Raw genomic sequence first — 21955 nt, forward strand, 5'->3', positions numbered from 1 at the left:
AAAGCTTAAAGCGATTTTGAAAGAGCTTTAAGCTTTTACCTTTCTGCTCTTAATGCCTGATACTCACTACTTGATACTTACTACCTGATACTTACTACTTGATACTATAAAAATGTTCAAACTTAATCTAAAAATAGCCATTAGAAACCTTTGGAAGAATAAGGGATTCACTTTAATAAATATCGGTGGACTTGCTATTGGTATGGCTTGCTGTTTGATGTTGCTGCTTTATGTAAACTACGAATGGAGTTATGACAAGCAGTTTAAAAACATTGATAAAATCTTCATCACAGGGTTAAATCTAAAGATTAACGGCAAACTGGCTACTACTATGGCCATACCAAATAAGCTTTCGAAAGCTGCGATGGAAGAATTACCAGGCTTTAAACGAAGTGCAAGGGCATCAAATGAAAATAATGTAAAACTGTACAGCCATGGTCGAGATAATTTCAAGCTGACCTCATTATATGTTGATCCTGATTTTATTAAAATTTTTGATTATCATTTTATTTATGGCGATGTCAATACGGCATTAAATGAACCCAGCTCATTAATCATTAATGAAAGCACAGCTAAAAAACTATTCGGCAATCAAAATCCTATCGGACAGAGAATCACATATGATGGTAAAAAAGAGCTTGAAGTCAGTGCTGTTATTGAAGATTTACCAAAAAATCAAAGCATGCAATTTGATGTCTTACATCCATGGTCATTTTTAGATCAGCTAAATCCCGGTGATAAAGAAAATCCCTGGGGCACAATTACATGTTTTACCTATTTCGAGTTAAAGGATAATGTATCGGTGGAAGCAACGAATAAATTGTTGCAGCATTTCATCGTTAATAAGGAGCCTGACTTAAAAAAAATGACGTATGAGCCATTCCTTTTTCCATTTGCTAAAATGCACTTGTATGATGACTTTGAGAATGGGAAATCTGTAGGTGGCCGTATGGACCAGGTTCGGCTATTTGTATTTCTCGCTTTTTGCGTGCTTTTAATAGCTTGTATAAACTACATGAACCTTTCTACGGCACGCTCAGAGAAACGGGCCCGTGAAGTTGGGGTTCGTAAAGCTTTGGGTTCTTCAAGAAAAACAATAATGGGTCAGTTTATGATTGAATCGTTAATTCTTTCATCTATTGCCATGCTCATCGCATTTACCTTGTTGGAAGTATCGTTGCCCTACTTCAATAATTTACTGGATATCAAAATTATCATAAAATATAGCTCAGCCCCTTTTTGGATAACGCTTTTCACAATGGTTTTCATCACTGGTTTATTGGCAGGGAGTTACCCGGCATTTTATCTTTCTTCTTTCATTCCGGTAAAGGTTTTAAAGGGTTTTAAAGGTTCCATAGGATCACTATCTATCCGTAAAACTTTAGTAGTACTACAATTTAGTCTATCAATTTGTATGATTATTTCTGCCATTGTGATTTACAATCAGATTCAATATATGCGAGATAAACCTTTAGGATTTGATGTTGCAGCTTTAGCTCAAATTGACTTGGAAGGGGAGTTGGCTAAACCTGGTAAACTTGAGATTTTTAAGAACGAACTTAAACGAGCCGGGGCGATAGAATCAGCAAGTGAATACGCAGGTGCTTTTACCAGGGGTGGAAATATAACTGGGGATATTTCATGGCCCGGAAAAGCAAAAAATGATGTTTCCATAGTGAGTTATAGAAGTACGGGATTTGATTTTGCCCATACCGCCGGCGTAAAAATTATTGCCGGACGAGACTTCTCTCCACAATTTCCTGCTGATACCTCTACTTCACTAATACTTAACCAGCAAGCTGTTAAGTTGATGGAATTGAAAAATCCAATCGGTACAGTACTTCACTGGGGAGACAATCCACCAGTTAAAGTTGTTGGCGTGATTCAAGATTTTTTCAATGAATCGTTAGGTGCTAAGGTATCACCAACTATCTACTATTATAATCTTGAAGATAGCAAGTCTTTATTGTTAAAATTAAATGCAAAGCAGTCTATTACTTCATCAATAGATATCATTAAACAAGTAAGTCAGCATATAAATCCTGCTTATCCGACAGAAATCAAATTGGTAAGCGAGGGAATGGCTGAAAAATTAAGGAGTGAAAAATTGCTGAGCGTACTTTCCAATATTTTTGGTGGTTTTGCCATCTTCATTTCTTGTCTTGGCCTCCTTGGATTAGCACTTTACATGGCCGAGCAGCGAAGTAAAGAAATCAGTATTCGTAAGGTTTTGGGTGCTCAATTATCGGATATTTTAGTATTGCTGAATAAGGATTTTATAAAGCTGGTTCTCATTTCGAACATTATCGCAATTCCGGCAGCTTATATTTTAGTAAGTAAATGGTTAGAAAAATATGATTATAAAATCACGATCAATTCATGGCCTTTTGTAATTGCACTCATAACATCTATCATTATTGCTGTTTTAACCGTGAGCCTGCAAACTTTTAAAGTGGCCAAAGCCAATGCTGTTGACGCACTTAAATATGAATAAAAGCTGAAAGCTAAAAGACCAAAGATTAAAGCGGTTTTGAAGGAGCTTTAAGCTTTTAATACCTGATACTTACCACATGATACTATAAAAATGTTAAAACTTAACTTAAAAATAGCCTGGAGAAACCTTTGGAAAAACAAGGGTTATACATTCATTAATGTTCTTGGTTTATCCATCGGGATGGCGAGCTGCATTCTGATTTTCATTTTTATCCGTTATCAAATGAGCTTTGATGAGGGTTTTAAAAATGAAGATAGAATTTATCGTATAACCACTAATTGGACTACGGCTGATGGATTTGAAGAATCGCAGGGTGTACCTAAACCAGCACCTGCTGCATTGCGTAACGATTTTAAAAAACAAATCGAAAAAGTTGGTTCTATCCGTCAGGATGGTGGAATTATAAAAGTAAAAGACGATGCCGGAAAAGAACGGGTCAAAGTTTTAGAAGACGTGTTTTATGCCGAACCAGAGTTCTTCCAAATTATGAATTTTGATTGGCTGCAAGGAAATCCGATACAATCGTTAAGCCAACCCAACACGGTGGTTTTATCAAAAGATATGGCAACTAAACTATTCGGAGACTGGAATAAAGCTGTGGGTAAAACCATTAATTATCAAAATAGAGAAGATTTTACGGTTACTGGAATTTTGCAGGAAATACCCGAAAACAGTTCTTTTCCACTTGGTATTGTAGTTTCATATCAAACATTTAAAAATTACAACGACCCAAGTTTTAAAGAGTGGGGCAATACTTCTTCAAATGATGAATGTTATTTTCTATTAAAAAAAGGCACTTCAATTGATGAAGTTCGTGGTGCTTTACCAAAGTTTTCTGAAAAATATTTCCAAAAAGATTTAATATCAAAAGAACAAATTAGTACACAAGCATTAAGCGATATTCATTACAACGAAAATTTAGGGAATTTTGCCAACAAAACTATGCCTGTAAAAGAACTTTATGGCTTAGCAATTATTGGTGCATTTCTATTGTTAACAGCTTGTATTAATTTTATAAATCTGGCTACGGCGCAAGCCGTAAGTAGAAGTAAAGAAGTTGGTGTACGTAAAGTAATGGGCAGTTTAAGAAAGCAATTGGTTTTTCAATTTCTTACCGAAACATTAACGATTAGTGTATTTGCCTTGCTTGTGGCCTGCGTATTAACTGAAGTTGCATTACCCGGCATGAAAAGTTTATTCCAGGATAATATTTCGTTCAGCATCATCAGCCATCCAATTATACTGGTTTTTATGGTTGGATTAGTATTGATCGTAAGTTTTTTAGCGGGTTTTTATCCTGCAATGGTGATGTCGGGCTTTAGTCCTGCCTTGGCCATTAAAAACAAAGTTAAGGCAAATGCAGGTGGTTTAAGTTTGCGTAAGGTTTTGGTGGTTGTTCAATTTTCTATTACCGTAATTTTAATTATTGGTACGCTTGTCGTATTAAAACAAATGAACTACATGAGGGAAAAACCATTAGGTTTTAATCCATCGGCCATAGCAATGGTAAGTGTTAGAAACGATAGTTTAAGCGTATTGAAGTATCAAATTTTAAACGATAGAATTTCAAAAATACCAGGTGTTTTAACAACAAGCTTTTGCCGGAATCCACCATCGTCAGAAAATAATAATGAAAGCATTTTTAGATATAATGGTGCTGAAAAGGCAAAGTTTCAAGCAAATACTAAACTTGCGGACGAGAATTATTTTAAAACGTTTGGATTAAGCCTCGTGGCTGGAAAGGGGTTTGCTAAAAGTGATACTTTAAGAGAAATAGTAGTGAATGAAACATTATTAAAAAAACTCAATGTTGTAGACTTTAATGATGCTTTAGGAAAAAAAATTACCATTTGGGGTAAAACCGGGACTGTTGTCGGGGTAGTTAAAGATTTTAATAATTTGAGCTTACACGAGCCAATTTCCCCTATAATTATTACTTCAATAAAAGAAAATTATAAAAATTTGGCTGTTAAAATGGATAGCAAACAAATTTTATCAATCATGCCACAGATTGAAAAAATCTGGAACGATACCTTTCCAGAGAACTTTTACTCAGCCTCATTTGTGGACGATGATATTAGTAAATATTACGAAACAGAACGAGTAATGGGCGTTTTATTTAAGGTTTTTGCAGGTGTAATTATTTTTATATCATTTATTGGTTTATTTGGCTTAATATCGTTCGTAGCAACACAGAGAACTAAAGAAGTTGCCATTAGAAAAGTATTGGGCGCATCTACCTTAGAATTAGTGAAAATGCTAAATGGTTCATTTTTATTAATGGTTTTTATCGCAAATCTGGTGGCCTGGCCTTTAGCCTATTTATTCGTTTCGAAATGGCTTTCTACATTTACCTATCGGATAGATTTAAGTATTTGGCCTTTTGTTTTGGCTATGGTAATTTCTATGCTGATCACTTTAATAACCGTTAGTTTTCGCTCATTTAAAGCTGCTAAAGCAAATACCATTGATGCACTGAAATATGAATAAAGCTAAAAGACTAAAGCTTGAAGCGATTTGCGGGTGCTTTAGTCTTTATGCTTTTCGCTCTTGAATACTAAATACTAAATACTCGTATGTTCAAACTCAATCTAAAAATAGCCTGGCGAAACCTTTGGAAGAATAAGTTTTATGCCTCCATTAATATTACTGGTTTAGCAATAGGATTAACTGCTTTTGTGCTGTTATTACTATATGTTAATTACGAGGAGAGCTATGACACATGGTCGCCAGAGTTAAAAAATGTTTATCAGGTTAGGGCATTTCATTCTTATAACGCCCCGGACAACAAGCAATATTGGCAGACTTCAAATGAAAGTAGAATTGCTGCATTGCTGAAACAAAATATTCCTCAAATCAATGCCATCACAAAAGTTGAAAACGATTGGTATCAAAATTATGCCCTAACCGTTAAGAATCGCAAGTCATTAATGATCAAAGGGATACGTAATGCAGATTCAGCCTTTTTTAAAGTGATGCCACATAGCTTTTTAAAAGGCAATGAGGCAACAGCATTGAGCAAACCGAATAGCATTGTGCTGAAAAAGGACTTGGCATTAAAGCTTTTTGGTAATGAAGAAATTATTGGTAAAACCATTAGCATAGTAAGGTGGGAAGGGGATGCCGTTACAGATTTTACAGTTACAGGCATTGTTTCGGAGCCCAATACGCCGCAAAGTGTTAATTTTTCAGGTATAATTCATACAGGCGAGTTTGATAAAGATAATCAAAACCCAACAATGCATAGATATATGGAAATTTATGCCAGGCTATTTAATCATGAGAATTTAAATCAAATAAATGAAAATGTAAAGAAAGTATACATCAATAATTTGAAAAGTACATTTACGGACAGTCAGTACTCTTATGCAGAATTTTTAAAATCAGGCAATCTACCAAATTGTAAACTATTTCCTATAGACGAAGCTCATCAAAATCCTCCTTTTATAGCTAGTTGGATAGAAAAGATTAAGCCTGTTTCTTTAATCGTTACCTTTTTACTTTTAATATCCATTATTAACTTTATTAATTTAGCTACTGCACAGTCATTTCAAAGAGCTAAAGAAGTTGGTGTTAAGAAGGTGCTTGGCTCAAATAAAGGTTTACTCGTGTGGCAATTTTTAATGGAAACAGGATTGCAAAGTTTGTTTGCCTTATTAATTTGCGGTGTGCTTATAGAATTATTTTTACCAGCATTTAATCAGCAATTGGGTTTGAATATTAGCTTTTGGTCAAATCAAAAATTGTTTTTTATACTCCTACAGCTATTTGGGTTATTCTTAATCATTACCCTGCTGGCTGGCTTTTATCCGGCAACAGTGTTATCAAACTACAAACCCGCCGCTGTATTAAAGGGAAGTTTTTCTAATAGTCATAAAGGCCTTGTATTGCGTAATTCATTAATTGTATTACAATTCGTGATTTCAGTTACACTGATCATTGCAATAGGAACAATGCAAAAGCAGGTGAGCTTTATGAATCAAAAAGACTTGGGGTTCGATAAGAGTCGTGTGATTAATATCAGCGCTAACTATAATAAAAAAATCGCAAATGATATTAGAAAAGTTTCAGGGGTGCAATATGTTGGTGCTACCACACAGGTAATTGGAAACACGTATGCTTATGCAGATAAGATTAATTTTCAAGGTAAAAAGTTGAATCTAAACATGGTAACAGTAACCATGGAAGCGTTTCCTGCCTTAGGTATAAAACCATTACAGGGGCGGCTTTTTTCATCAATTTATAGACAGGATACTATAAATACCGTAGTGCTGAATGAATCTGCAGCAAAGCAGTTAGGAGGTGTAGTCGTAGGTAAACAATTCAGATCCTATGAAAATGTTTTTCAAATCATTGGTGTAATTAAAGATTATCATGCAGAATCATTTGATAAATCTATCATTCCAACTATATATAAGGTAACCTATTTAGGAGGCATGAGTGCAAATGGAAATTTGCTTGTTAGGTTTAACTCCAGTCATTATCAGATTATTATTAGAAAAATTGAGGAGGTTTGGAAAAAATATTATCCTAATTACCCTATGAACTATCAATCTTTGAATGATGCATTCATTCATAGTTTGGAAGATAATAGCCGTTTCATGAACATGATCGTCATATTTAGTATAATTTCTGTTTCACTGTCTTTATCAGGCTTATTTGCCTTATCCACTTTTGTGGCCAAACGAAGAACAAAAGAAGTAGCGGTAAGAAAGGTGTTAGGCGCATCAAATATGCAAATCATTAATCTGCTCAATAAATCTTTTTTACATTTAGTTATTGCGGCTAACATAATCAGCTGGCCTATTGCTTACATCCTGATCAAAAAATGGCTTGATGGATTTGTTTATCGGATAGATATGCCCGTTTTACCCTTTATCATGGCAACAATTACTTCTGTGATTATAGCCATTTTAACGGTAAGCATTCAAGCTAGAAAGGCTGCTATCGGTGATCCTGTTAAGGCACTTAAATATGAATAAAGCTTAAAGCTTAAAGCTAAAGCTTAAAGCGATTTGCGGGTGCTTTAGTCTTTCTGCTTTTCGCTTTAAGCTCCAAATACCTTATACTAAATTACTTGATACTAAAATAAAATGATAGAACTTAAAAATATCGAAAAATACTATTCCAGTAAAGGCATTAAACACTATGTTTTGCGCCATGTAACCACCACCATTAAGCAAGGTGAATTTGTTTCCATTATGGGGCCGTCAGGTGCGGGGAAGTCCACCTTATTAAATATTCTGGGGATGTTGGAAGAACCCACCTACGGAACATACGAGTTTATGGAAGAAGATGTAACCCGTTTAAATGAACGGAAACGCATTGAACTTTACCGTAACCACATCGGTTTTGTGTTTCAGGCTTACCACTTGATTGACGAAATGACGGTTTATGAAAATATTGAAGCGCCTTTGCTTTATAAAAAGGTTGGTGGTGCAGAAAGAGCCAGTAGAATTGCCGATTTATTAGATCGTTTTAATATGGTAGCTAAAAAAGATTTGTTTCCCAATCAGCTTTCAGGAGGTCAGCAGCAATTGGTAGGCATTGCCAGGGCATTGGCTGCGCAACCTTCTATTATTCTTGCTGATGAACCAACCGGGAATCTTCAATCTACACAAGCAGAAGAAATTATGCAACTCTTTCAAAAACTAAACAAGGAAGATGGCATCACGATAATTCAGGTTACACACGCTGAAAAAAATGCACAGTATGGAAACAGAATCCTAAACATTGCAGATGGTGTAATTAAAGACGACTTTTTAGTAACAACTACTTAGGTAGTTTTACTTTATAAATTCGGTAAGGATAGTCTGTTCTGTCCTTATCATTATTGTATTTCGCTTGCCTGTTTATTTGTGAGCAGCTAAGGTATAAGTAACCATCATTCCCTATGCCAAAAGAATCTGGCCAGCTCAACCGCTGGTCGGTTACTAAATTATGCAGCTTTCCATCCGGACTTACATATTTAATTGAATAATCTGGTGATGAACTGAGGTAAACGTTTCCTTTGTTATCCGCTATCATGCCATGGCAAACTCCAGTCTCGGCAACCATTTCTACAGCTTGCGAAATTTCTGCTTCACTTAATTTGTTATTCGCTAAAAACTGAGTTTTAATTCGATACAATTTAGTCTGATTAATTGCCCTGAAATAAAAATATTGATTATCATGCGTTAAAGCTATTCCATTTACATTTGAATTAAACGGTTTACCTGCATCGTCTACCACATCATGGTTATCTAAATGAAGGATGAAACCTGGATCTGCCAATGTGGCTTTATCTCTTTGAAGCACTATTCTCGATTTTCCAGATTTTAGATCCAACACTATAATGGCACTCAAACCCGGGTCTGATAAATAAGCAAGCTGTTTGTCATGATCGATCACCATGTCATTAAGTGCACTTTTATCTTTTGGCAAATCATCAAAATGATAAATATTGACCACCTTGTTGGTAGCCAGATTTATTTGTAACAGCTTAAAGTAACCTTCTTTCTTCTGCTTTTGGTCACCCCCAAAAATCGAAGCGCCACCAGCAGGTTTAGAATCCAGCACCCATAGAAAGCCCTTTTCATCTGCATATAAGTCCTGTACGTTCACAAAATGACTATCGGTATTGGTGCTATCTACTTCATTCCATTCTTTATCAGGATAAGACTTTCTTTTACCATTAATAATTTCTGTTAACCCATATACATAAGGTTCGCGCTTCGGAAATGATACAAATAGTCTATTGGTTTTAGAAGAAACACTTACGCCGATTGGTTGATTTTTTCCAAATGAAGCTACTTCAATAATTTTAGATTCCTGAGCCCTTATTTTATTGATAAGTAAAATGCTGATAACGAGTGCGCATGTAATAACCTTTTTCATATATGGTGTGGTGAGTAACTTAAATAATAACTCTAAATGGAAGCTTAATGTTTTTCACCTGCTTAAGTTACCTTTGCATTATGCAAAAATCTTTTAAAGACCAGATGGGGAAGGAGATCACCATTAATTTTCCACCTAAAAGAATTATTTCTATTGTACCCTCGCAAACAGAACTTCTTTTTGATTTAGGTTTAGATCAAGAAATAATCGGTTTGACGAAGTTTTGCATTTATCCGATAGAAAAATTTGCTGAATGCATTAAAGTTGGCGGAACCAAAAAACTCAATATAGATTTAATTAAGGATTTGAAGCCTGATTTAATTATCGGCAATAAAGAAGAGAATACGCAAAGTGATATTGAAGAACTTTCTGAGTTTTTTCCGGTTTGGATGAGTAATATCTTCACGCTGGATGATGCCATGAAAACCATTACGCAGATAGGAGAATTGGTTGATCGAGAACCTGAAGCGAGTTATTTGAATCACCTGATTGCTGCAGGTTTCAGAGATTTGCAAACACTTGCATTGCAACATCATATTCATAAAAAAGCAGCCTATCTGATTTGGCGGAAGCCTTTTATGGCTGCGGGCAAGAATACATTTATTAACCACATTATGTCTATGAATGGGATTACAAATGTAATTGAACAGGAGCGTTATCCTGAAATTACGCTTGATGAGTTGAAAACTTTAAACTGTGACATGGTCTTACTTTCCTCAGAGCCTTATCCTTTTGGTTTAAAGCATATTGAAGAAATTCAATCTGCTCTTCCAGATACAAAAGTTATGCTGGTTGACGGTGAAATGTTCAGTTGGTATGGCAGTAAATTGGTTAAGGCAGTGCAATATTTTTTTGAATTTCAGAAATTACTTTACTAATCATTTATCCATAGCATTTTCCTAAATTGTAGCAATATTTAACCTTACACCGTTATATCACATATGAAAAAATTACTTGTATTATCGCTATTTGTAGCCATTTTTTCCGGCTGTACTTCATTTAAAGATTCGAACACTGCAAATCGAGCAACAGCAACCGGTACCATTCAAAAAATTGGAATGACAACCTTTCAATATGGTACACACCTTTTAACAACTGATACTAAAACCTATGCTTTAAAAAGCGATGCAATCGATCTGAATCAGTATGTAGATAAAAAGGTTACCGTAAAAGGCACGAAAGTTAAGGGTTATCCTGTTGATGGTGGTCCAGAGCTACTGGATGTAACCCTAATTAAGTTATAGAATACCATTCAAGTTAATGTTGTAAATGTTTTGTAGGATGTAAACCTTTCCAACCAGCAACATCTTGTTAATTAAACCCGATTAATGCGAAAAGCCCCGGTTTTTGTACCGGGCTTGCAGCAAAAAGCTGGACTGTTTAAACCGATTATCACTGAAACTGCTTTTTTAATTAATTTTTAAATAAAGTTTTTCTCGCTCTAAATTAAATACTTAGCGTTTTTGCCTAAAAATAAATTAAGATTTTTGTAGGATACCTTTTGATTATTCAATCTTGTTTCTATCTTTGCAGTCCTTACAACATCCTAACTGCGGAAGTGGCGTAATTGGTAGCCGCACCAGACTTAGGATCTGGCGCTTCACGGCGTGGGGGTTCGAGTCCCTTCTTCCGCACAACAAGATAAAGGCCGTTCCGATTTAAACATCGGAACGGTTTTGTTTTTTAAAACATTGTTTAATAAAAAGTGATGCGCTGTTAAATTTGAAAGATATGTACCATTTGTCTCAAATCTCATATCTTGATAATCAGATTTAATCGCACATCTCAATACTCATATCTTTAAAAAAATGAATATTACACAGGAAAAAACCGGCAACTTAAATGCTGTTGTAAAAATCAAAATCGCACCTGCTGATTATAGTGCTAAAGTAGAAAAGGCTATTAAAGACCAAGCTAAAAAAGCACAATTACCTGGTTTTCGTAAAGGAATGGTTCCTCCCGCTCATATTAAAAAAATGTATGGCAAGAGTATTCTGGTAGAAGAAGTTAATAACCTGTTAAATGATACCTTATCTAACTATATTGCTGAACAAAAATTAGAAATTTTAGGCCAGCCATTGCCACAGTTAGAAAATGAGCGTGAATTTAAATGGGACAATACGGATGAATTTGAGTTCGATTATGAGTTGGGTTTAGCACCTGGCTTTGATGTAAATGTTTCCTCAAAAGATAAATACACAGAATATGTGATTAAAGCTGATGAGAAAACTTTAGAAGAACGTGTTAAAAATATCCGTCGCAGTTATGGCAAAATGACAAATCCTGAAGTATCTGCTGAAGGTGATGTGTTGTATGCTGAACTGGTTCAATTAGGAGCAGACGGTTCTGTTTTCGAAGGTGGAATCTCAAACAGTGCTACACTTCGATTAGATTTAATCAAAGATGAGGCAATTTTGAAAACCTTAGTTGGTTTGAAAAAAGATGATGTAGTTACTATCAACTTAACTAAAGCACTTGATGATGTTGCTGCTGTTGCAAAAGCACTTAATATTTCAGAAGAAGATGCGGCAGATTTGAAATCAGATTTCCAGTTAACCGTAAAAAATGTTAACCGTTTAGAAGAATCTGATTTAAATCAGGAATTTTACGATAAAATTTTCCCGGATGGTTCTGTAAAAGACGAGGCTGCTTTTAGGGCAAAAATTGCAGAAGAAGTAGAGGGCATGTTTAAACAAGATGCAGAACGTAAATTATCAAACGATATTTATGAAGACCTGTTAAAAAAACATACTTTCGAATTACCTGATGAGTTTTTACGTCGCTGGTTAAAAGCTACTAATGAAAAATTAACGGATGAAGAATTAGCAGAAGGTTATGATGATTTTGCTAAAAACCTTAAATGGACTTTAATCGAAAATAAAATCATTAAAGATAACAACATCGATATTAAATATGAAGATGTTGTTCAGGCCGCTAAAGCAAAATTAGATGCGCAATTCAGAATGTACAGCCCAGCGCCGCTTCCTGAAGATCAATTGGCACAATATGCTGTTCAATTCTTACAAGAGAAAGAAAATGCAAACCGTGTTTTCGAAGAAGTAAAAGCATTAAAAACTTTCGAACAAATCAAATCTATTGTTACACTTGAACAAAAAGACATAGATTACGATAAGTTTGTGGAGTTAGATAAGAAGTAAACCGCCTTGAGTAGGGCGTAAGGCGTTTAAAATGATTGTTCAATTGCCTATATTTAGCAATGGCTCAATTTAAATTTCAATCGCTCGAAGTTTGGCAGTTATCAATAGCGCTAACCGATAAACTTCTTGATATAGCTGACCGATTGTCAGTTGATAAAAAATACAGATTTGCAGAGCAGCTCAATGGAGCTGCTCTTAGCATATCTAACAACATCGCAGAAGGTTCAGGATCTGTTTCCAATAAGGAATTTGCTCATTATCTGAATATTGCACATCGATCTGCTTTTGAAAATGCAAATATTTTGGTAGTATTGGAAAGAAGAAAATATATTTCTGACACAGAACTGCTTTATTATCTGGAAGAATTAGATAAATTGGCACGGAAATTAACCAACTTCAGGAAATATTTATTAAAATAATAATCCAGTTTGGCTTCTCGTTATTCAAACGCTTAACGCCAAACTCCAAACGCAATACAGATTATGAACATAGATTCACAAGAATTCAGAAAATTTGCCGTTAAACATCAGGGGATTGGTGGTTTACACGTAGATAAATTTATTGCTCAGGCTAATCTGAACCCACAGAATATGACGCCGTACATTATTGAAGAACGTCAGTTAAACGTGGCTCAGATGGATGTATTCTCCAGGTTAATGATGGATCGTATTATCTTTTTAGGTGATGTCATTCATGATCATAATGCGAATATCATCCAGGCGCAACTGTTGTTTTTACAATCTACAGATGCAGAAAGAGATATTCAGATTTATATTAATTCTCCAGGCGGTTCAGTTTATGCTGGTTTAGGTATTTATGATACCATGCAGTACATTCAGCCAGATGTGGCTACTATCTGTACAGGTATGGCAGCATCAATGGGCGCTGTGTTATTGGTGGCAGGTGCTAAAGGAAAGCGTGCCGCTTTACCACACTCAAGAGTAATGATTCACCAGCCTTCAGGTGGCGCACAAGGCGTAGCATCTGATATGGAAATCAACTTGAGAGAAATGTTGAAATTGAAAAAAGAATTATACGATATTATTTCAGAGCACTCTGGTCAAACTTACGATTGGGTAGAGAAAGCTTCAGATCGTGATTACTGGATGACAGCTGACGAGGCAAAAGGATTTGGTATGGTTGATGAAGTGTTATCGAGAAACTCGAAAAAAGATGGCGAAACAAAATAAAGAATCCCGTTGCTCATTCTGCCATTCTGGCAAGCATGAAACATTAATGTTGATTGAAGGCATGGATGCATTTATATGTGATAAATGTGTTACCCAGGCCAATCAATTGCTTGCGCAAGAATTAGGAACCAAAGGGACAAAAAATATTCAGGAGGCTATTAATTTATTAAAGCCTCTTGAAATTAAACAACACCTTGATCAATATGTAATTGGTCAGGATGATGCTAAGAAGGTATTATCTGTTGCAGTTTATAATCACTACAAGCGTTTAAATCAGAAAATTGATCAAGAAGACGAGATTGAGATTGAAAAATCTAATATCATGTTGGTTGGTGAAACAGGAACTGGTAAAACACTTTTAGCTAAAACCATTGCTAAAATTTTACATGTACCTTTCTGTATTTGTGATGCAACCGTTTTAACTGAGGCTGGTTACGTTGGTGAAGATGTTGAAAGTATCTTAACCCGTTTATTGCAGGCTGCTGATTATGATGTTGCTGCAGCAGAACGTGGTATTGTTTACATTGATGAGGTGGATAAAGTTGCCCGTAAAAGTGATAATCCATCCATCACTCGTGACGTATCAGGTGAAGGTGTACAACAGGCTTTATTAAAGATTTTAGAGGGTACCGTAGTGAATGTTCCACCTCAGGGCGGGCGTAAACACCCGGATCAAAAAATGATTCCTGTTAACACGAATAATATATTATTTATTTGTGGTGGAGCATTTGATGGCATTGAAAGAAAAATTGCCAATCGTTTGCGCACGCAGGCTGTAGGTTACAAAGTAAAGAAAGATGAGACTGTTTTAGATCTTAAAAATCTTTATAAGTATATTACACCACAGGATTTGAAATCATTTGGTTTAATTCCGGAATTAATTGGGCGTATCCCGGTTCTTTCTCACCTCAATCCTTTGGATAAAGAATCATTGCGCAATATTTTAACTGCACCAAAAAATTCATTAATTAAGCAGTATGTAAAGCTATTTGCTTATGAAGAAGTAAATCTCGAATTTGAAGATGATGTGCTGGATTTTATCGTAGATAAAGCAATGGAGTATAAATTGGGTGCCCGTGGGTTAAGATCAATTTGTGAGGCCATTATGTTAGATGCAATGTTTGATACACCGACACAAACGGATGTCAAGGAGTTGCATATTAATCTCGATTATGCGATAGAAAAATTTGAAAAGGCTGACTTTAAAAAGTTACAAGCCGCATAAAAATCAAATCCTCTCGCGAAATCGGGGGGATTTTTTGTAAATACGCTTAGCGCCATGCGCTCGGCGCTAAATTTAGGATTATGAATGAAGAAAAAGACGTAAAAAAAGACGAGGCTATTGGAGAGAAATCAAAAAAAGTAAAAGAAGTAGAAAGCCCGGTAAAATCCGGACTGAAATCTAAAGAAGAAATTGTTAAAAACTGGTTGCCACGTTATACGGGTCGGCCTTTAGATCAGTTTGGTGATTATATCTTACTAACCAATTTTAGTAAGTATGTAAGTATGTTTTCTGAATGGAATGACAATGCTCCGATTATGGGTTTAGATAAGCCTATGCAGAGTGTTACAGCAAACGGAATTACGATTATCAATTTTGGAATGGGAAGTCCGTTGGCCGCAACCATGATGGACCTATTAACTGCAATTATGCCGAAAGCTGTGTTGTTTCTGGGTAAGTGTGGCGGCTTGAAAAAGAAAAATCAATTAGGTGATTTAATTCTGCCAATTGCCGCAATTAGGGGTGAAGGAACTTCTAATGATTATCTTCCTGCTGAAGTGCCGGCATTACCAGCCTTCGCCTTGCAAAAAGCGATTTCTACCACGATTCGTGATCATGGAAGGGATTATTGGACAGGAACCTGTTATACCACTAACCGCAGGGTTTGGGAACATGATAAAGAATTTAAAAAATATTTAAAAACCTTAAGGGCTATGGCGGTTGATATGGAAACAGCTACGGTTTTTACCACTGCTTTTGCCAATAAAATTCCAGCTGGCGCATTGTTATTGGTTTCAGATCAACCTATGATTCCTGAGGGTGTTAAAACAGCTGAAAGCGATAGTAGTGTTACGGAAAAATATGTGGAGACGCACTTACGAATTGGAATTGATTCTTTGAAACAATTAATCAATAACGGTTTAACAGTTAAACATTTGTTGTTTTAATACTCATCGTTATTTCGAGGAAAAAGGCAATCTCAATGCTATAGAAAGTTATACCTGTTCACAGATCAGCAAATGCTGGTCTTTTTTTATGCTCATATTAGATGCTAAATTTAGAGCAGATGTATTTGTACTCATTCGGTGCGACATCGACCAATGTCCAATCTATCGGTTTTGGTGTCTCACCAGCCGAAAAACATTTTGACTTTAAATTAATAATATTTAAAATTATTTATGTTTAAGAATATACAGGTAGTGAGACATTAAACAGTAGGGGGGCAGTAGCAATTTACTAAAAACTTTTTCCTGCTTAAACATAATAAATGAATGGCTATTCTTGCGAGGATAAACGACGAAGCAATCTTATTCCATCTATCGGTTTGGTGTCTCACCAACCTAAAAAGATTTTGACTTTAAATTACTAATATTGAATATTATTCATTGTTAAAGAATATGCTGGTTAGTGAGACATCACCCAGTGGGGAAAATGTTCTACATTACGATTAGTCTATAAACTATCAAAGATTTTTTAAAGAGCTTAATTGACATATTTAAATATATAGAAAAAACTTAAAATGCTGGTAAACAAAAACGGACCGACAATTGCCGATCCGTTTTCAATTCAATTAGGATAATTAGTGTTACCCTAAATATGATTTTAGTATTTTACTTCTTGAAGTATGACGAAGGCGCTGAAGCGCTTTATCTTTAATCTGACGAACACGCTCACGTGTTAGATTAAATTTCTCACCGATTTCCTCTAAAGATAATGGATGATTAGAACCAAGTCCGAAGAACAATACAATGATTTCTCTTTCTCTTTCTGTTAAAGTAGACAGTGAACGTTTAATTTCTTCAGAAAGTGATTCATTAATTAATGAACTATCTGTATTTGGCTCATGGTTTTCCAATACATCTAACAATGTGTTTTCTTCACCCTGAACAAAAGGAGCATCCATCGAAACGTGACGGCCAGAATTACTTAAAGTATCTGAAATCTTATCAACAGTGGTTTCTAAAATATCTGCTAATTCTTCAGGAGATGGCTCACGTTCATATTCCTGCTCTAATTTAGAGAAAGCTTTACTGATTTTACTAAGTGAACCCACCTGATTTAAAGGTAAACGCACAATACGACTTTGCTCAGCAATGGCTTGCAAAATGGATTGACGAATCCACCAAACGGCGTATGAGATAAACTTAAAACCTTTGGTTTCATCAAAACGCTTTGCAGCTTTAATTAAACCTAAATTTCCTTCGTTAATTAAATCGCCCAAAGTTAAACCCTGGTTTTGATATTGTTTTGCAACAGATACCACGAAACGTAAATTGGTCTTAGTTAATCGCTCTAATGCAGCCTGATCGCCTTCACGAATCTTTCTTGCTAAAATTACCTCTTCCTCTGCTGTTATTAAATCTACTTTACCAATTTCATGTAAGTATTTATCAAGTGATTGACTTTCACGGTTGGTAATTGACTGCGTTATCTTGAGTTGTCTCATTTATACGTTTTGTGTGCTCTTTAAATATTGAAGTGTGCAAAGTTACGAAATTGTACGGCAATCCGAAAGGATAAAATACTGAAAGTGTTGCTGTTTGCACATGTTTTTTATACTATTACTTCTAACAAAAATCATTCCAATAAAGTTTTTACCTTTCTTTTAATCCATCAGCATCATATATCCGTTAATCAAAATATATTTATCGAATTACAATAAATATATTTTGATTAATGATAATTTATTTTTTAGGTTTGCATGAAAATTGGGATAAAAGATGACGTTTATTTAATGTCTTATCATTTAACTAAAACTTTGATTGATACTACCTGTCAGTTTTAGAAGCATGTTATTTATAAGACTTTACTATTCAGTTTGAAACATCTAAAAAAAATAAAATAAATATGAAAACTCAATATCAAATCAAATTAACTAAAATAATATACGTAGTCGTATTGGTAATTGGTTTTTTAATCTCTATGATTAATGGGGGAATAGCAGGATTTAGAGATGGGTGGAATCATGTAAACACTTCATCAGGTTCTGGAAATAATGATTTATCATTTTCTCAGGGCTTTTTAATACTTATCATTTCTTTCTTTGCATTAAGAATCTTTGTGTATCTCTATCTATTCATCAATTCAATTGAATTGGGCGAAGTTTTTAGTGTGGAAAATATTCAACGGTTATACTTGGCTGGATGGTACTGCGTTTCAGTCCCCTTTTTGTTATTTATCTTTAACTGCTTAAATCTAGATAAATTAAGTATTAATAACGTACTAAATGTTGATTTTGAATTTTGGCTTTTAATTCTTGGAATTACACTTTTGACCATCGCATTTGTTTTCAAAAAAGGACTTGAATTAAAGCAAGAAAACGACTTTACCATTTAATTAATACTTCGGACATGCCAATTATTATAAATCTAGATGTGATGCTTGCCCGTCGTAAAATGTCGCTTACGCAGTTAAGCGACCGCGTAGGAATTACCATGTCAAATTTATCGATTCTCAAAACCGGAAAGGCAAAAGCTATTCGTTTGGAAACTCTTGAGGCTATTTGCGAAATATTAGATTGCCAGCCTGGAGATATACTGGAGTTTAGGCTTAAATAGATTCTAATTTTTTGATGGGAAGAATCAGCAATTAAGCTAATATCAATAGCTGATAAGCTTAATAAAAAAATCAATAATGTAAAAAAGGGTCTGTCCACATCATGAACAGACCCTTTGAATAATGTAATTATGAATCTTGTTTTTGGTTCAAAAACACAAAGTTATGGTCAAACATATCTAATTTAATTTTGCTGTCTTTATCCACTTTACCTGCCAATATCTCTTTTGACAACTCATTTAAGATTCTTTTTTGAATAACTCGTTTAAGTGGTCTTGCACCAAATTGAGGATCGTAACCCAGCTGTGCCAGCCAATCCAATGCTTCATCACTGGCTTCCATCTCAATTCCCATCTCGGCCAGTGTTTGTTTTACCTGCCTAAATTGCAAGGCAACAATATTTCTGATTTCACTACGGTTCAGCGGTGTGAACATAATCAATTCATCAATACGGTTTAGAAACTCTGGACGAATGGTTTGTTTCAATACCTCAAATAACTCATTTTTGGTTTTGGCAATTACCTCATCACGGTTTTCATCACTTAAATCTTTAAAATTATCCTGAATCAAATGTGCACCAATATTGGAAGTCATGATGATGATCGTGTTTTTGAAATTGACAGTTCTGCCTTTATTATCTGTTAGGCGACCATCATCCAAAACCTGCAACAAGATGTTAAATACATCAGGATGTGCTTTTTCAATCTCATCCAATAGTACTACCGAATAAGGTTTACGTCTTACTGCTTCCGTAAGCTGCCCACCTTCATCATAACCCACATATCCTGGAGGCGCTCCAATTAGTCTGGAAACGGCGTGGCGTTCCTGGTATTCGCTCATATCAATCCGGGTGAGTGCATTTTCATCATTAAATAAAAATTCTGCTAATGCTTTAGCCAGCTCGGTTTTACCTACACCGGTAGTTCCTAAAAAAATGAATGAGCCAATTGGCTTACGCTTATCCTGTAGGCCTGCGCGTGAGCGACGGATCGCATCAGAAATCGCTTCAATGGCTTCATCCTGACCTGCAACACGCTGGTGTAGTTCTGATTCGAGATTTAAAAGTTTTTCTCTCTCGCTGGCAATCAGTTTGGTAACAGGTATACCGGTCCAACGACCAACTACACCTGCAATATCATCAGCAGTAACTTCCTCTTTAAGCATTCTGCTGTCTGTTTGCTGGCTTTCGAGATCGGCCTTTAATTTCTCTACCTGATCCTGAGCTTCTTTAATTTTTCCATAACGGATCTCAGCAACCTTGCCATAATCTCCGGCACGTTCGGCCTGCTCGGCTTCTAATTTATAATGCTCAATTTGTTCAAGCTGATTATTTACCGCATCAACCAGATCTTTTTCACCTTGCCATTTTGCTTTAAATTCATCACGCTCTGCTGATAGATTGGCAATCTCTTCAGATAACTCCTGTATTTTACGATCATCTTTTTCCCTTTTGATGGCTTCACGCTCAATTTCCAGGCGCATGATTTCCCGATCTAATGCATCTACATTTTCCGGAACACTATCCATTTCCATTCGAAGTTTAGAGGCTGCCTCGTCCATTAAATCAATAGCCTTATCAGGTAGAAAACGATCTGCGATATATCGCTGACTCATTTCTACCGCTGCAATAATGGCTTCGTCTTTAATGCGTACTTTATGATGTGTTTCATAACGCTCCTTCAATCCACGAAGGATAGAAATAGCATTCTGGGTATCAGGTTCTTCTACCATCACCTTTTGGAAACGGCGTTCAAGCGCTTTGTCTTTTTCTAAATATTTTTGATACTCATCTAAAGTGGTCGCGCCAATGGCCCTTAATTCGCCCCTTGCTAAAGCCGGTTTTAAGATATTGGCGGCATCCATTGCACCCTCACCACCACCAGCACCAACCAAGGTGTGGATCTCATCAATAAAGAGTACAATATCTCCATCGCTTTGCGAAACTTCTTTAACAACAGCTTTCAAACGTTCTTCAAACTCGCCTTTATATTTTGCACCAGCAATTAAAGCACCCATGTCCAAGGAGAAAACAGTTTTACTTTTCAAATTTTCAGGTACGTCTCCTTTAATAATTCTAAATGCAATACCTTCGGCTATGGCAGTTTTACCTACACCTGGTTCTCCAATTAAAATAGGGTTGTTCTTGGTTCTGCGGGATAAAATCTGAATGACCCGACGAATTTCTTCATCTCGGCCAATAACCGGATCGAGCTTTCCGCTTTCTGCGTATTCATTTAAGTTGCGGGCATATTTGCTGAGCGCCTGATAAGTGGCTTCAGCATTTTGATCGGTTACCCGGTTATCACCACGCAATGATACAATTGCTTTTTTAAGGTCTTTTTCGTTTACACCTTGTTCTTTCAAAAGTTTTGCAGTGCTATCATTTACGGCTAAAATTCCTAATAACAAATGTTCTACCGATACAAATTCATCTTTAAATTCTTTTAAAAATGTTTGCGCCTTTTGTAAAACGCTATTGGTGTTAGATGAAAGGTAAACATTACTTCCGCTTACTTTTGGAAACCTTGTGATCTCAGCATCTAAATTCTGATTGAGGGAATTCAGATTTACGTTTAATTTCTTTAATACATAAGAAACTACATTTTCATCAACAGTAAGCAGACCTTTAAGTAAGTGTGCTGTTTCAATAGCTTGTTGCTGATTGCCTTGGGCTATTTCAGAAGCCTGTTGAATCGCTTCCTGGGCTTTTATAGTGAAATTGTTGAAGTTCATATTTTCCTTTGGATCAAAACAGATGCCATGTCTATTTTGATTTCTAAATCGGAAATTTTGTCGCTTTATTATTTGTTTGTATGAATAAAATTCTGATTTATAGTGTGTTGTGCTGAAATTTTGTCTTGTCTGTTTTACTAATTTAATGGTGAAACTGGTAATATTATAAATACTGATCTGATTAAGCAACGTGAATTGGAATTTTTAAGCATAAAAAAAGCGAAGAATAATCCTCGCTATATGTTAAAAGCAATTGGCTGAACAAATCAGCGGATAAATAATTATCCTAAAAGATCTTTTAATCGTTCTGTTTGGTGATCAACTAACTTTTGCAATGGACCAGATGCCAGCATTTTCATCATCATATTTAAATCTGCAGTAACGATGTGTTTTGCAGTTGTTGTTCCGTTACCATTATCTGCTACTGTCCATTTTAACTCCACTTCAAACGGTGCTTTTTCTGTTGGGATGGCAGTTAGTTCTTGGTTTTCAACACGATTGGAGATTTTAATAGCCAGTTTAGCCATATTCTGAATGGTAAAACGTGCCTCATCTTCAGTTGATTCCCAGTTATATATATTTTCGGGCATCAATCTTTGGTGGTTATTCATATTAGAGAGAAAAGCATAAACCTCGGCAACAGGTTTGTTTACATCTACAGTGCTTTCAATAATTGTCATTGTGTTTTTTTAAGGTTATTTTATATTTGGTTGGTGGAAATTCTTAA

At 35.5% G+C, this 21955-nt stretch carries 17 protein-coding genes and 1 tRNA gene; 14 read left to right on the top strand and 4 right to left on the bottom strand.

Annotated features, from left to right (window positions below):
• Window positions 1-112 precede the first annotated feature (112 nt).
• The 4 genes from AN34_RS07140 (at window position 113) to AN34_RS07155 (ending at window position 8274) form a co-directional block, all read left to right on the top strand.
• Window positions 113-2494, top strand: a complete 2382-nt coding sequence (locus tag AN34_RS07140) for an ABC transporter permease (protein ID WP_029283743.1) — start codon at window positions 113-115, stop codon at window positions 2492-2494.
• A 90-nt stretch (window positions 2495-2584) separates the two neighbouring features.
• Window positions 2585-4984 (top strand): ABC transporter permease, encoded by a 2400-nt coding sequence (locus tag AN34_RS07145; RefSeq protein WP_029283745.1) that lies wholly within the window; start codon window positions 2585-2587, stop codon window positions 4982-4984.
• Between the two features lie 86 nt (window positions 4985-5070).
• Window positions 5071-7476, top strand: coding sequence for an ABC transporter permease (locus AN34_RS07150; protein WP_029283747.1), 2406 nt, complete (start codon window positions 5071-5073; stop codon window positions 7474-7476).
• 111 nt (window positions 7477-7587) lie between these two features.
• On the top strand, window positions 7588-8274 hold the full coding sequence (locus tag AN34_RS07155) for an ABC transporter ATP-binding protein (protein WP_029283749.1): 687 nt from the start codon (window positions 7588-7590) through the stop codon (window positions 8272-8274).
• Here AN34_RS07155 and AN34_RS07160 read toward each other — a convergent pair.
• Window positions 8267-9370: an L-dopachrome tautomerase-related protein gene (locus AN34_RS07160; protein ID WP_029283751.1), complete on the bottom strand. Its 1104-nt coding sequence runs from the start codon at window positions 9368-9370 to the stop codon at window positions 8267-8269. The genes AN34_RS07155 and AN34_RS07160 overlap by 8 nt on opposite strands.
• Before the next feature lie 80 nt (window positions 9371-9450).
• On the opposite strand from AN34_RS07160, the gene AN34_RS07165 reads away from it, so the two are divergent.
• The 8 genes from AN34_RS07165 (at window position 9451) to AN34_RS07200 (ending at window position 15887) form a co-directional block, all read left to right on the top strand.
• Entirely contained in the window at window positions 9451-10248 is a 798-nt protein-coding gene (locus AN34_RS07165) for a helical backbone metal receptor (RefSeq protein WP_029283753.1), read from the top strand.
• 63 nt (window positions 10249-10311) lie between these two features.
• Complete coding sequence (locus AN34_RS07170) at window positions 10312-10614, top strand: hypothetical protein (RefSeq protein WP_029283755.1); 303 nt, start codon at window positions 10312-10314, stop codon at window positions 10612-10614.
• Window positions 10615-10922: 308 nt separating this feature from the next.
• Window positions 10923-11004 (top strand) — tRNA-Leu (locus tag AN34_RS07175).
• A gap of 174 nt (window positions 11005-11178) precedes the next feature.
• Complete coding sequence (gene tig, locus AN34_RS07180; protein ID WP_029283757.1) at window positions 11179-12528, top strand: trigger factor; 1350 nt, start codon at window positions 11179-11181, stop codon at window positions 12526-12528.
• 59 nt (window positions 12529-12587) lie between these two features.
• The gene (locus AN34_RS07185) at window positions 12588-12947 is read left to right on the top strand and encodes a four helix bundle protein (RefSeq protein WP_029283759.1); all 360 of its coding nucleotides are present in this window, start codon (window positions 12588-12590) and stop codon (window positions 12945-12947) included.
• Window positions 12948-13010: 63 nt separating this feature from the next.
• Entirely contained in the window at window positions 13011-13718 is a 708-nt protein-coding gene (clpP, locus tag AN34_RS07190) for an ATP-dependent Clp endopeptidase proteolytic subunit ClpP (protein ID WP_029283761.1), read from the top strand.
• The gene (clpX, locus tag AN34_RS07195; RefSeq protein WP_369818084.1) at window positions 13672-14943 is read left to right on the top strand and encodes an ATP-dependent Clp protease ATP-binding subunit ClpX; all 1272 of its coding nucleotides are present in this window, start codon (window positions 13672-13674) and stop codon (window positions 14941-14943) included. Before clpP ends, clpX begins: the two co-directional genes overlap by 47 nt.
• 80 nt (window positions 14944-15023) lie before the next feature.
• Window positions 15024-15887, top strand: coding sequence for an AMP nucleosidase (locus AN34_RS07200; protein WP_029283765.1), 864 nt, complete (start codon window positions 15024-15026; stop codon window positions 15885-15887).
• Window positions 15888-16525: 638 nt separating this feature from the next.
• On the opposite strand, the gene AN34_RS07205 is transcribed toward AN34_RS07200, so the two are convergent.
• Window positions 16526-17386 carry an RNA polymerase sigma factor RpoD/SigA gene (locus AN34_RS07205; RefSeq protein ID WP_010601359.1) on the bottom strand — a complete coding sequence of 287 codons (861 nt, stop codon included), beginning with the start codon at window positions 17384-17386 and terminating at the stop codon, window positions 16526-16528.
• Window positions 17387-17787: 401 nt separating this feature from the next.
• Here AN34_RS07205 and AN34_RS07210 point away from each other — a divergent pair, with 401 nt between their 5' ends.
• A complete protein-coding gene (locus AN34_RS07210) occupies window positions 17788-18276 on the top strand; it encodes a DUF2975 domain-containing protein (RefSeq protein ID WP_036676627.1) in 489 nt (162 codons plus the stop codon).
• 14 nt (window positions 18277-18290) lie between these two features.
• Window positions 18291-18497, top strand: a complete 207-nt coding sequence (locus tag AN34_RS07215) for a helix-turn-helix transcriptional regulator (protein WP_029283768.1) — start codon at window positions 18291-18293, stop codon at window positions 18495-18497.
• Between the two features lie 127 nt (window positions 18498-18624).
• On the opposite strand, the gene clpB is transcribed toward AN34_RS07215, so the two are convergent.
• Entirely contained in the window at window positions 18625-21228 is a 2604-nt protein-coding gene (gene clpB, locus AN34_RS07220; RefSeq protein WP_029283770.1) for an ATP-dependent chaperone ClpB, read from the bottom strand.
• Window positions 21229-21509: 281 nt separating this feature from the next.
• On the bottom strand, window positions 21510-21908 hold the full coding sequence (locus AN34_RS07225; protein WP_029283772.1) for an SRPBCC family protein: 399 nt from the start codon (window positions 21906-21908) through the stop codon (window positions 21510-21512).
• Between the last annotated feature and the right edge of the window lie 47 nt (window positions 21909-21955).

This window comes from Pedobacter sp. R20-19 (assembly GCF_000708265.2).
GTDB lineage: Bacteria > Bacteroidota > Bacteroidia > Sphingobacteriales > Sphingobacteriaceae > Pedobacter.